The organism is Acidimicrobiales bacterium (assembly GCA_036491125.1).
In the GTDB taxonomy this organism is placed as follows: domain Bacteria; phylum Actinomycetota; class Acidimicrobiia; order Acidimicrobiales; family AC-9; genus AC-9.
Map to the genome: position 1 here is coordinate 1 of DASXCO010000238.1, position 12146 is coordinate 12146.

A 12146-nucleotide genomic window follows, 5' to 3' on the forward strand; every position below is an offset into this window, starting at 1 on the left:
CGTCTCTGACAGATTCATCTCGCTCGCGACAGCTTGCATTCGCGCCTCGGTCGGAAACTCGTCCACGATCGCGATCGCAGCCGGGTTGCCCGAGAAGGCGCGGTCAGTGAAGGCGTCGACGACGATCAACACCATGTCATCACCAGCCTGCCAACACCGTTCTCGAGGCTGGAGCGCGTGTGGCCGCCAACGACCAAGCCGTTAGTGATGCGACCACGCGACCTGCCCGACAAGATCGTCGAAGGTCTCGATGCCGACGTGATCAGGGTCGAGGGTGAAGATCCGGCCGACCTCCCCTCGGGGAACCCGGCGCAGCTGGGGTACGATGACCTCCACGACGAAGCATCCACCCGGCTCGAGGTGGGCCGCTGCGTTGACGAAGACCGCCAGCTGCTCTTCCTGAGTGGTCACGTTCATGCAGCGGCAGCGCGACCCGTCCAGTCCCGATGGCGAGCTCGAGAGCGGGGCCGCCTTGGGCCAGTTCGGCAAGGAGGTCGACAGTCGGACCAATGACCGACGGCTCGAACATCGCCGCGTAAGTCGCGTCGTAGGCATCGGCGACGTCTCGGCCCCACGTGATCGATGCCATAGGCGGCAGCCTGACACGAACTGTGCTCGCTGCCCACCGGATTCCCGGGATGCTCAGCGGGGCTTCGAGGCTTCGATGAGAAACCGGCTGGCGAAGGCCACGAACGACCCATCTCGCTGGATCTGCTCGTGCAGGGCTCGCAGCTGCTCGGAGAATCCGGCCACAGTGAAGCCAGGGACGATCCACACCACGAGGCGCAGAAAGTAGACGACGGCGCCCACGTCGTAGAAGACCGTCCGAAGCCGCTCGTGACGAAGGTCTTCGACCACGAGGCCGGCAGCCTCGGCCCCTCGTCGGGCGAGCTCCGGATGTCGTTTCGATCCCGCGGGCAGTGGGCCGAGCATGAGCTCGCTCAGCTCTCGAAGACTGTCCGGCCCGACCTGCTGGGACAGATATCGACCGCCCGGACGCACGACGCGAGAGATCTCCTCCCAGCATGTATCGACCGGATGTCGACTCGTCACCAGGTCGAAGACCGCGCTCGGGAATGGCAGCGTCCCGGCATCTCGGGCGGCAACAATGTGTGCGCCGCGCGGCAGCAACCGTCGGCCGGCGACGACGACATTGGGTGGGTAGTCCTCGGTGGCGACCATCAACGGCGGAACATATGGCAGGCCCGCGAGCATCTCCCCGCCACCTGACTGCAGATCGAGCATCCGCGACGCTCGAGCGGCGCGCTCGGCGACTCGGTCCGCGTAGCGCCAGCTCGGCCGGTCCTCGGTCGCTCGGCCTTCCAACCATGTGAAATCCCATCCGTCGATCGGGGCCGCCTCCGCTTCTGCGATCAGCTCCTCGATGGTCACCTCCACACCGATGATCCTCCCAGCCGGAGCCCCGCGGTCACCTCGATCGGCGGTCGACGAGGTGCGTGACCCGATCGCCTTCGATGACCGTCGGATTCTCGAACATGATGGGCGAAATGGTCAGGTTGTCGAAGAACCTGATGCCCTCTCCCAGCAGGACGGGCACCAGCTCGATGCTCAGCTCGTCGAGGAGTCCCGAGTTGAGGCACTGCTGGATGATGTTGGGGCCGGCGAGGCCAACCGTCTTGTCGCCGGCCACCTCGCTCGCCTGGGCCACCGCACTCCCCACGCCGTCAGTGACGATCGTGAACGGCGCATCCGCACGGGGCCATCCGTCCGGGACGCTGTGGCTGACCACGAAGACCGGCGCGCCGAAGGGGTGGCTCCCAGCCCAGCCCTGGGTGTAGTCGAACACCCTCCGACCGACCACGAGCGCACCAACCTTGGCGATGGCATCGCGGAGATAGGTGGCGCTGGCCAGCGTGACGTGCGAGACCATGTCGTTTCCCGGCCAGTGGATCTCGACCTCGCCGTTGCCGTACCAGTCGAACAGGTGTCGGACGCTGTCGTCGGGATGGGCGATGAAGCCGTCCAAGGACATGCTCAAACCGGCCACGACTGTCGCCACGGGCCTCTCCTTCCGATGATCGTTTGCTCCGTGGGAGGTCCGACGGCGTAGGCCTTGGGATCTCATCGCGGTGACCGTCACTGCCCGGATCCCTTGTTCAGCGAAGCTGACGGCGTCGCCGGAGATAGTTGTCGGCCTCGTGCGGAGGCGCGCACGCCAGCCAGGCGTCGACCACCAGCTCCCGTAGTGCCTTCTTGGCCACGGCCGTCAGCTGGATGAGGACCGCGGCGAATCCGTCGAAGTGGGGGATGGTGAAGCACCCTTTGATAGAGGCCGAGAGGACGGCCTCCTTGTCGACGAGGTCCGCGGTGCGGAGGGCGAGGATCGGTCCATCTGGCGGCGTCGTCACGCCGTACCGCTTGATGTCGGCCTTGCTGAAGGGCCGGATCCAGGCGAACGCCTTACGGTCGACGAACCAGGTGGGGGTCCCATGGCGCTCACCTTCGGTGACCTCGGGGAGCTCCCGTGCGATGCGCGCGACATCGTCGATTGTCGCCATGCAGGCACCCTAACGCCCGGTACCATCTGTTACCCCGGTCGGGGGGAATGATGGGGGACCCGCCCGGTGCACCATAATGGGCGCTATGACGTCTGTAGAAACCACCTCTGCATCCGACCGCTTCGACTTTCGGGTGGCCGACACCGCGCTGGCGCCCTTCGGCCGGCGCGAGATCCACCTGGCTGAGCACGAGATGCCGGGGCTCCGGGCGCTGCGCCGGGACCTGGGTGAGTCGAAGCCGCTGCGGGGCGCTCGCATCACCGGATCGCTGCACATGACGGTGCAGACGGCCGTGCTGATCGAGACGCTGGTCGCCCTGGGTGCCGAGGTGCGCTGGGCCTCGTGCAACATCTTCTCGACCCAGGACCACGCTGCCGCCGCCATCGCCCTGGGCCCGGACGGCACCGCCGAGGATCCGAAGGGTGTCCCGGTCTACGCCTGGAAGGGCGAGACGCTGGAGGAGTACTGGTGGTGCACCGAGCGGGCCCTGACGTGGCCCGATGGCGACGGGCCCAACATGATCCTCGACGACGGCGGCGACGCCACCCTGCTGGTCCACAAGGGAGTTGCCTTCGAGGCCGCAGGTTCGGTCCCCGACCCGTCAGAGGCCGGCTCGGTCGAGCTGGGCGTCGTGTTCTCGCTGTTGCGCAGGCTGCAGGGCCAGGACTCGCAGCACTGGACCCGGCTCGCCAAGGGGATCCGGGGGGTCACCGAGGAGACGACGACCGGAGTGCACCGGCTCTATCAGATGTTCGACCGGGGCGAGCTCCTGTGGCCGGCGATGAACGTCAACGACTCGGTCACGAAGTCGAAGTTCGACAACCTCTACGGCTGCCGGCACTCGCTGGTCGACGGGATCGTGCGCGCCACCGACGTCATGATCGGCGGCAAGACCGTCATGATCTGCGGCTACGGCGAGGTGGGCAAGGGCTGCGCCCAGGCCATACGGGGACAGGGGGGCCGCGTCGTCGTGAGCGAGGTCGATCCGATCAACGCCCTCCAGGCCGCCATGGACGGCATCGAGGTGGCGCGCATCGAGGACGTCGTCGGGCAGGCCGACATCTTCGTGACCGCGACCGGCAACACCGGGGTGATCACCACCGATCACATGGCCGCCATGAAGCACGACGCGATCGTCTGCAACATCGGTCACTTCGATGACGAGATCGACGTGGCCGGCCTGGCGAGGGTGCCGGGCATCGAGCGACTGCAGATCAAGGCCGGGGTCGACGTGTGGACGTTCCCGGACAGGCACGCCATCATCCTGCTGGCCGAGGGGCGGCTCGTGAACCTGGCCTGCGCCACCGGGCACCCGAGCTTCGTCATGTCCTGCTCGTTCACCAACCAGGTGCTGGCCCAGATCGAGTTGTTCACGAAGACCCACGACTATCCCGTCGGCGTCTATATGCTGCCCAAGACCCTGGACGAGAAGGTCGCCGCCCTTCATCTGGACGCCCTCGGAGTGAAGCTGACCAAGCTCACCGACGAGCAGGCCGACTACCTGGGTGTGCCGCCCGAGGGCCCCTTCAAGGCTGACTACTACCGCTACTAGCGCGGACGGTCAGGGGCGGCGGCCCAGCGCGGCGAGCAGGCGAGTCTGGGGGTCGGCGCTGGGCGGAATGGAGATGTCGCCGCCGAACATCCCAGTGCTCCGGAACATCTCGGCCTGCGGTTCGACCTCGCCCCAGCAGGCGTCGACGAGGGCGGGATCGAGCGTCCGGTCCTGGCCGGTGGCAGCGGCGAGATCCCAGCCGTGGATCAGGACATCGATGAACCGGTGTGCCGCATAGACGGACCCTGGGACCGGTCCATACGACACGGCACACGGTGCGTCGAGCGCGCCGGGTGCCTCGAACGCGGCCGCGGCCGCTTCGGCGGACCGGTCGTAGGCGTCCAGCGGATCGGCGCCGAGCTGGTCGCCATCGAGCCTCGATCCGACCCCGTCGATGGTGGCGCCGCGGGCGAGCTCGGCGGCCCACCAGTTGCCGGAGACGAGGTGGTTGAGCAGCTCGCCGACGTTCCAGTCGGCACAGGGCGTCGGCTCGGTCATCTGGCGTGGATCGATGGCCGCCACGACGGGGCGCATAGCCGCGAGTGCATCCCGGTGTCGCGCTGCGATGTCGGTCATGGTGTCCGCGCTCCGCCGGCCGCCTCAACGATCCGATGCTCGGTCTCCTGCATTGATCCCCCTCTGCCGCTCTTACGCCCGGCCCACTTGGTACGCTTACCTACCAGTAGGTAAGTCCACTGGCAGCTCGATGTCAAGGTGGAACCGGAGCACTCCGAGGAGGTGGCCCCGACGGCAGCGCGACGACAGCACAGCGACACGGATACGGCGTCACAGATCCTCGACGTCGCCGAGCGGCTCGCGCAACGCCGAGGGTTCAACGGCTTCAGCTATGCCGACATAGCCGACGAGCTGCACATCACCAAGCCTGCGCTGCACTATCACTTCGCCAGCAAGGCGATCCTCGGGGAAGCTCTGATTCGGCGCTACGCGGCGTGGTTCGCCGAGGCGCTCACCGCGGTCGACACCGACTTGGCGGATGCGCCGGCCAAGCTCGAGGCCTACGCCGACCTGTACCTGGACGTGCTCCGCAACCAGCGGATGTGCCTCTGCGGCATGCTGGCCTCGGAGTACCAGACGCTCCCCGAGCCCATCCAGCGGGCGGTCATCCGCTTCTTCGACGACAACGAGGCGTGGCTGGAGGGCGTGCTCGAGCAGGGCCAGCGGGAAGGCAGCCTGCACGTCTCGGGCTCGAGGAGCGAGGCGGCCCGCACGATCGTGAGCGCCCTCGAAGGCGCCATGCTCGTGGCCCGCCCCTACGGCGACGTCGCCCGCTTCCAGGCCGCGGCGACGCGCTTGCTCGAGGGGCTGGCAAGCCCGCAGCGCGCCGAGGCCGCCGGTAGACGGTAGGCCGCCACCGGGCGATCCGGAGTGTGGATCTGCGGGCAGGGCTTGACAACGCGGCGGGAAGCGCCAACCGTAAGCGTCGACGAAGGGAGCCCTTGGATGCCGTCTGCGACCATTATCAGCGACGATGTACGGAGAGCCGAGGCCACGCCGGCCGACGGGCGGCTCCTCGTCGCACCCGAGCGACTGGTCGAGGCGATCGGCTGGGAGCTCGAGCCCGAGGGTCTGTGCCGGGGCGAGATGTGCGTCCCGGTGCGTGATCGGGCGTCGCTGTTCGTGGGGGACGAGGTGGACCTGGCGGCCGTCGCCGCGGCCCTGGGGCGAGCGGCCGTCGTCGACGCCCCCGGGAGGATCGCCGCCCTGGCGATGGACGCCGAGGGGCGTCGTCAGGCGCTCGACTCGCTACGCGCACCTCCCTTCGTCCTCGACGACCTCGATGGACACCCGCACCGGCTGGACGAGTGGCGCGGGCGCAAGAAGCTGCTGGTCGCCTTCGCCTCGTGGTGAGGCTGCCGCTATGACCTGCCCGGGTGGCAGGCACTGCAGGACGAGCTCGCCGGCGACGGCCTCACCGTGGTCGCTGTCGCCATCGACGATTCGCCCGACGACGTGCGCCCGTGGGTCGAGCACATCACTTTCCCGGTGCTCATCGACCCCAACCACGTGCTCACCGAGATCTACGCCATCAGCAACGTCCCGACCGTCATCTGGATCGACGAGGACAACAGGATCGTGCGGCCCAACGGCGTCGCGTTCGGCACAGACATGTTCAAGGACTTCACGGGCGTGGAAGCCGCCCCGCACATGGAAGCGGTGAGGCGGTGGGTCCGTGGCGGTGAGGTGCCGATCGTGGCCGACGAGGCCCGGCGGGCTGTCGGTGACCTCAGCCCCGACGAGGTGCTCGCTCGCCTGCACTTCCGCATCGCCGCCGAGGCCCGCCGGCAAGGCGACGAGGTGACGGCGCGCCGTCACTTCAAGGAGGCCGGCGACCTGGCCCCCAACGACTTCACGATCAGGCGTGCCGCCATGCCGCTCGTCGGGGAAGATCCCTTCGGGGAGGAGTTCTTCGACCTCTACCAGGAATGGCAGCGGGCGGGCAGCCCGTACCACGGCCTGTCGGCGGGCGAAGCGACCTGAGCGCAGCCCGGAAGCCCGCAACGACAACACCCGGCAAGCCGGCCCGCCCGGCGCGCCGGGCGACCCCCGCAGCCGCCGCCCGGGAGCTGGCCACCAGGGACCCGGTGGTCGCCCGCCTCCTCGAGGCGGTCGGACCACCTCGGTTCCGAACGCCGATGGAGACCCACTTCGCCGCCCTGGTGCGGTCCGTGACCTACCAGCAGCTCGCCGGGCCCGCCGCGGCCGCCATCCACGGCCGGCTCATCGCCGCCCTCGGTGGCGACGTCAACCCCGAGGGGATGCTCGCCCTGTCGTCGGAGGAGCTGCGCGCCGCCGGGCTCTCGGGCAACAAGGCGGCGTCGCTGCAGGACCTGGCGGGCAAGGTCCTCGACGGCACGGTGGTGCTGGATCCCCGGGGCCTGTCGCGCGAGGGCGACGAGGATGTCATCACCCGGCTGTCGAGCGTCCGCGGCATCGGCCGCTGGAGCGCCGAGATGTTCCTCATGTTCCAGCTCCGCCGTCTCGACGTATGGCCCACCGGCGATCTCGGCGTGCGCCGGGGCTACGGCCTGGCGTGGGGCATCCCCATGCCGACCCCGCGCCAGCTGGAGCCGCTGGGGGACCCGTTCCGGCCCTATCGCACGGTCGTGGCCTGGTACTGCTGGCGAGCGAGCGAGCTCTACGCCGGCACCGCCGAGAGCGCGGTCACCCGGTAGACGTCCTCAGTCGTTGTCGCTGCCGAAGTGGATCCCGCCTCCACCGTCGCCCTTGGCCTCGGGATGGACGATGTACGGGTTGATGGCGCTGGCCAGGTTGGGAAGCGGCAGCGTCTGCAACCACACCTTCCCGGGCCCGGTGAGGGCGGCCAGGAAGAGGACCTCGGCTCCGAAGACGACGTTCTTCACGCCCTTGATGCGGTCGATCGTGTAGCTCACAGTGGCGTCCAGCATGCCGACGTGGCCTGGGTGGACCTTCATGGTCTCGCCGGCCGCCAGCTCGTAGGTGACGACCTCGCCATCGAGCTCGACCCACGCCTGTCCCTGACCCCCGACCTTCTGCAGGACGAAGCCGGCTCCGCCGAAGAGGCCCGCCCCGAGCTTCTGCTGGAAGGCGATGCTCAGCTCGACGCCGGGCTCGCCGCACAGGTACCCCCCGCGGTGGATGAGGTACTCGTTGGCCCCCCCGACCTCGATGGGCAGGATGTGTCCGGGCACCTTGGTGGCGAAGGCCACCATGCCGGAGCTGCCGTTGGCCCGGTACTCGGTCATGAAGAGCGAGCCACCGCCGACAGCGCGCTTGAGCGCGCCGAACACACCTTTGGACCCCGCCGTCTTGCTCGCCGAAGTGGACAGCTCGATCGGGCCGGTCATCCACGAGAGCTCGCCCGACTCGGCTACGACGCTCTCGCCTGAATCCAGCTTCATCTCCAGGACCGGCATGACCGTCCCGATCACCTGATGGTCCACGACTTCCCCTCCTGGTCGTCGGCCGCCGACTCAGGGTAGCGACCCGAGCGGCCGATGGCCCGGGTAACGACCTCCTCACAGGATGCTCACACTTCTCTTCCCTGCACCTTACGTGAGGCGGGCATGATCGATCCGTGGCGTTGACCGAGGCCCGCGTCCGCTGGGAGTCCGCAGCCGACCGCCCCCGGCTCGTCCCCACGGTGTTGACCGTCGCCCTCCTCGCGACAGGCGTCGCCGTCCGCAGCCGGCTGCTCTTCGGCTTCGTGGTTCTGGTTGCCATCTTCGTTCCGATGGAGAAGCTCTTCTCCCTGCACCCTCGGCGGCTGTTCCGCAGGGGCTGGGCAACGGATCTCGTCCATTTCTTCGTCACCAACCTCTTCATCACGGTCGGCTTCCTGGCCGCGGCCGCCGTGTTCGCGACGGTGCTGCGGGCCGCCCTCGGAGACGGGCTCGCCCATGTCGTCCATGCTCAGCCGCAGGGCGCCCAGGTCACCGAGGGCCTCCTGCTCGCCGAGCTGTTGTTCTACTGGGCCCACCGGACGAGCCATCATCTCGGCCTGCTCTGGCGCTTTCACGCCATCCACCACAGCATCAGCGAGATGGACTGGCTGGCCGCTGCCCGGCAGCACCCCCTCGACGCCGTGTTCCACCGGGTCTTCGTCGCCATCCCACTGTTCCTGCTGGGCTTCACCCGGCTGACCGTGGGTGTGGTGGTGCTGTTCGCTGCCTTCAACGCGCTCTTCATCCATTCGAACGTGCGGTTCCGCTTCGGGCCTCTCCGCTGGGTCATCGCCACGCCCGAGTTCCATCACTGGCACCATGCCAACGAGCTCGAGGCGGTGAACAAGAACTTCGCCGGGGGGCTGCCGGTGCTCGACGTGCTGTTCGGGACCGCCTACCTGCCGAAGGGTCGGGTGCCGGCGGCGTACGGCATCGACGAGCCCGTGCCCGGCGAGTACCTCCGCCAGCTGACCCATCCGTTTCGCCGCGCCTAGTCTCGCTCGCGCCGGCCCGGGAGGCCGGCCGAGGGAGCACTGCGAAGAAGGAGTGAGGTCGACGTGGAGCCTGGAGAGTTCAGGGGAGTCATCGGCCGCGACTTCTCGGAGTCGACGGCCTGGTGGCCGGAACCGGTACGGGCACCGGACCGAGCGCCCAACGTCGCCTTCATCGTCCTCGACGACGTCGGCTTCGCCCAGCTCGGTTGCTTCGGCTCGGACATCGAGACGCCGGTGCTGGACGGGCTGGCCGCCCGAGGGCTCCGCTACACGAACTTCCACACCACCGCCCTGTGCTCGCCAACGCGAGCCTGCCTGCTGACGGGCCGCAACCACCACGTCAACGGGATGGGACGGATCATCGAGCTGGCGACCGGGTTTCCCGGGTACGACGCCCGTATTCCTGCCGCCAACGGCTTCTTGTCGCAGATGCTGGTCCCGCACGGCTACGCCGCGTTCGCGGTGGGGAAGTGGCACCTCACACCCGAGGACGAGTGCCATCCCGCCGCGCCCCGGCGCCGCTGGCCGCTGGCGCGGGGGTTCGAGCGGTTCTACGGCTTCTTCGGCGGCGAGACGCATCAGTTCGTGCCCGCCCTGGTCTCCGACAACCACCATGTGCCGCCGGACAGGAGCCCCGAGGAGGGCTACCACCTGACCGAGGACCTGGTGGACCGGGCCATCGAGCTCGTCCGGGACCTGCGGGCCACGGACGAGGCCAAGCCGTTCTTTCTGTACTTCTGCACCGGGGCCTGCCACGCCCCGCACCAGGCCCCGCGCCAGTGGATCGAGCGATACCGCGGCGCCTTCGACTCGGGGTGGGACGCCTGGCGTGAGGCCACCCTGGCCCGCCAGGTCGACGCCGGGATCCTGCCCGAGGGGACGGAGCTCTCGCCGCGGCCCGACTGGGTGCCGGCCTGGGACTCGCTGTCGGCGTCGGAGCGTCGGCTGTACGGCCGCTACATGGAAGCCTTCGCCGGCTTCCTGTCCCACACCGACCATCACGTCGGGCGGCTTCTGGGGTTCCTCGACGAGATCGGCGATCTGGACAACACCCTCGTCTTCGTCCTGTCGGACAACGGGGCGAGCTCGGAGGGCGGGCCGACCGGATCGGTCAACGACGGGCGGATGTGGAACTTGGCGCCCCGTGAGGTCGACGAGGCGCTGCAGCGGATCGACGAGATCGGGGGCCCCTACTGTCACAACAACTACCCGTGGGGATGGACGGTGGCCGGCAACACCCCGTTCCGTCGCTGGAAGCGAGAGGTCCACGAGGGCGGGGTGGCCGATCCGCTCATCGTCCACTGGCCGGCGGGCATCGGCCAGTCGGGCGCGTTCCGGCGCCAGTACGTCCACGCCATCGATCTCCTCCCCACCGTCCTCGAGGTGCTCCAGCTCGACGCTCCCGAGGTGCTCGACCACGTGCACCAGCGTCCGATCGACGGGACCGGCTTCGCCGCCAGCTTCACCGACGCCGGCGCTCCGGCGCGGCACGAGACCCAGTACTTCGAGATGTTCGGCTGCCGGGCCCTGTACCACCGCGGATGGAAGGCCGTCACCTACCACCCCATACAGGACACGAGGCTGGGCTTCGACGACGACCACTGGGAGCTCTACCACGTCGACGCGGATCCGTCCGAGTGTCACGATCTGGCCGAGCAGCGCCCGGCGAAGCTGCGCGAGCTGATCGAGCGTTGGTGGACCGAGGCCGGTCGCAACCAGGTCCTGCCCCTCGACAACCGGCCCTTCTCCGAGCTGGTGTTCGAACGACCGGCCGCCATTCCGGCCCGCGCCCGCTACGTCTGCCGTCCGGGCGCGGCCGCCGTGCCCGAGACGGTGGCCGTCAACGTCCGCAACCGCTCGCACGCCATCACCGCTGATGTGGAGATCCCATCGTCGGGGGCCGCCGGCGTACTCGTGGCCCAGGGGTCGGGTCTCGGCGGGTGGTCCTTCTTCGTCGCCAACCGACGCTTGGCCTATGTCCACAACTTCGTCAGCCTCGAGGAGCATCGCATCCGCTCCGACGTCGAGCTGTCTCCGGGCCGCCAGGAGCTCGGCTTCCAGTTCGCCCGCACCGGGGAACACGAGGGAACCGGCCGTCTGCTCGTCGACGGCCAGGTTGTGGGCGAAGGCCGCATCCCGCGGTTCACCCCGACCCGGTTCTCGCTGACCGGGGCCGGCTTCACGTGCGGCTACAGCGACGGGTTACCCGTCACGCGGGAGTACCAGGCGCCGTTCCGGTTCACCGGCCGCATCATCCGGGCGGTCGTCGACGTCGACGGCGTCGCCTTCACCGATCCCGAGGGGGAGGCCGGCGCCGCCATCGCCAGCCAGTGACCGGCGCCTCAGCCCGTCGCGCTCCTGAAGAATGGGATACAGTGCGCGAACAGGGCCCGAAAGGGGGGTCTGGGGAGGTAGATGGGGGGGGCATGGGGAAGCACAACCTGTGAATGCCCGAACCCTCGTGGTCGAGGACGAGCAGGTGGTCAGGGACCTGCTCGTCGCCGTCCTGCGGGCCGAGGGCTACGAGGTCGCCGCTGCCTCCGAAGGCAACGACGCCCTCAGGCAGGCCAAGTCCTTCGCCCCCGACCTCGCCGTCGTCGATGTGCGGCTGGGGGCGGGGCCCGATGGGTTCACGGTGGCCCGACGGCTCCGGGAGCAGTCCGACGTGGCCCTTCTCTTCCTCACCGGCGCTGACGAGCCCGACGAGCTGCGGGCCGGGTTCGAGGCGGGGGCCGATCTCTATGTCACCAAGCCCTTCTCGGTCGACGCCCTGCTCGTCCAGGTCGAGGCGGTCCTGGCGAGGACCGGCAAGTCACGCGGCGGCAAGTGGGAGGTCGGCGACCTGGTCGTCGACGAGGGCTCCCGGGTCGTCACCCGGGCGGGCCACGGCCTCGACCTCACCCACGTCGAGTTCGAGCTGCTGTGTCGGCTCGTGCGGCGCCCGGGACGTGTGCTCACGACCTCCCAGCTGCTGTCCGACCTCTGGGGGTACAAGGGCTACAGCCGCAACGTGGTCGAGCGCCACGTGAGCGCCCTGCGCCGCAAGCTGGAGGAGCACGGCCCCCGCTTGATCCATACCGTGCGCAGCAGCGGCTACGTGCTTCGCGGCTAAGGGCGGGCCTCGCCGCGCAGTGCC

Annotated in this window: 13 protein-coding genes; 7 read left to right on the plus strand and 6 right to left on the minus strand. The window is 69.0% G+C overall.

Features of this window, described 5'->3' with window-relative positions; genetic code table 11:
* Window positions 1-201 precede the first annotated feature (201 nt).
* The 4 genes from VGF64_18150 to VGF64_18165 form a co-directional block, all read right to left on the minus strand.
* Entirely contained in the window at window positions 202-417 is a 216-nt protein-coding gene (locus tag VGF64_18150) for a hypothetical protein (GenBank protein HEY1636682.1), read from the minus strand.
* A 225-nt stretch (window positions 418-642) separates the two neighbouring features.
* Window positions 643-1398, minus strand: a complete 756-nt coding sequence (locus VGF64_18155) for a class I SAM-dependent methyltransferase (protein HEY1636683.1) — start codon at window positions 1396-1398, stop codon at window positions 643-645.
* A gap of 31 nt (window positions 1399-1429) precedes the next feature.
* Entirely contained in the window at window positions 1430-2020 is a 591-nt protein-coding gene (locus tag VGF64_18160; protein HEY1636684.1) for a dihydrofolate reductase family protein, read from the minus strand.
* 97 nt (window positions 2021-2117) lie between these two features.
* On the minus strand, window positions 2118-2519 hold the full coding sequence (locus VGF64_18165; protein ID HEY1636685.1) for a hypothetical protein: 402 nt from the start codon (window positions 2517-2519) through the stop codon (window positions 2118-2120).
* Window positions 2520-2604: 85 nt separating this feature from the next.
* Between VGF64_18165 and ahcY the strand changes: the two genes are divergently transcribed.
* Complete coding sequence (gene ahcY, locus VGF64_18170; protein ID HEY1636686.1) at window positions 2605-4071, plus strand: adenosylhomocysteinase; 1467 nt, start codon at window positions 2605-2607, stop codon at window positions 4069-4071.
* A 9-nt stretch (window positions 4072-4080) separates the two neighbouring features.
* Here ahcY and VGF64_18175 read toward each other — a convergent pair whose 3' ends face one another.
* Window positions 4081-4647: a TIGR03086 family metal-binding protein gene (locus VGF64_18175; protein ID HEY1636687.1), complete on the minus strand. Its 567-nt coding sequence runs from the start codon at window positions 4645-4647 to the stop codon at window positions 4081-4083.
* Between the two features lie 162 nt (window positions 4648-4809).
* Between VGF64_18175 and VGF64_18180 the strand changes: the two genes are divergently transcribed.
* From VGF64_18180 to VGF64_18190, 3 genes are all read left to right on the plus strand, one after another.
* Window positions 4810-5436: a TetR/AcrR family transcriptional regulator gene (locus VGF64_18180; protein HEY1636688.1), complete on the plus strand. Its 627-nt coding sequence runs from the start codon at window positions 4810-4812 to the stop codon at window positions 5434-5436.
* Window positions 5437-5532: 96 nt separating this feature from the next.
* Complete coding sequence (locus tag VGF64_18185) at window positions 5533-6570, plus strand: TlpA disulfide reductase family protein (protein HEY1636689.1); 1038 nt, start codon at window positions 5533-5535, stop codon at window positions 6568-6570.
* Between the two features lie 104 nt (window positions 6571-6674).
* Entirely contained in the window at window positions 6675-7265 is a 591-nt protein-coding gene (locus VGF64_18190; GenBank protein ID HEY1636690.1) for a hypothetical protein, read from the plus strand.
* Between the two features lie 6 nt (window positions 7266-7271).
* Here the strand turns inward: VGF64_18190 and VGF64_18195 are convergent, their stop codons facing one another.
* Entirely contained in the window at window positions 7272-8015 is a 744-nt protein-coding gene (locus VGF64_18195) for an AIM24 family protein (GenBank protein HEY1636691.1), read from the minus strand.
* Window positions 8016-8149: 134 nt separating this feature from the next.
* Between VGF64_18195 and VGF64_18200 the strand changes: the two genes are divergently transcribed.
* The 3 genes from VGF64_18200 to VGF64_18210 all read left to right on the plus strand — a co-directional run bounded on the left by VGF64_18200 (window position 8150) and on the right by VGF64_18210 (window position 12122).
* Window positions 8150-9010: a sterol desaturase family protein gene (locus tag VGF64_18200; protein HEY1636692.1), complete on the plus strand. Its 861-nt coding sequence runs from the start codon at window positions 8150-8152 to the stop codon at window positions 9008-9010.
* A 63-nt stretch (window positions 9011-9073) separates the two neighbouring features.
* On the plus strand, window positions 9074-11344 hold the full coding sequence (locus VGF64_18205) for an arylsulfatase (protein HEY1636693.1): 2271 nt from the start codon (window positions 9074-9076) through the stop codon (window positions 11342-11344).
* Window positions 11345-11453: 109 nt separating this feature from the next.
* A complete protein-coding gene (locus tag VGF64_18210; GenBank protein HEY1636694.1) occupies window positions 11454-12122 on the plus strand; it encodes a response regulator transcription factor in 669 nt (222 codons plus the stop codon).
* Window positions 12123-12146 lie beyond the last annotated feature (24 nt).

Excerpts from the sequence above, each read along its gene's own strand:
- VGF64_18150 (HEY1636682.1), bottom strand. The coding sequence starts at position 417 with ATGAACGTGACCACTCAGGAAGAGCAGCTGGCGGTCTTCGTCAACGCA.
- VGF64_18165 (HEY1636685.1), bottom strand. The coding sequence starts at position 2,519 with ATGGCGACAATCGACGATGTCGCGCGCATCGCACGGGAGCTCCCCGAG.
- ahcY (HEY1636686.1), top strand. The coding sequence starts at position 2,605 with ATGACGTCTGTAGAAACCACCTCTGCATCCGACCGCTTCGACTTTCGG.
- VGF64_18175 (HEY1636687.1), bottom strand. The coding sequence starts at position 4,647 with ATGACCGACATCGCAGCGCGACACCGGGATGCACTCGCGGCTATGCGC.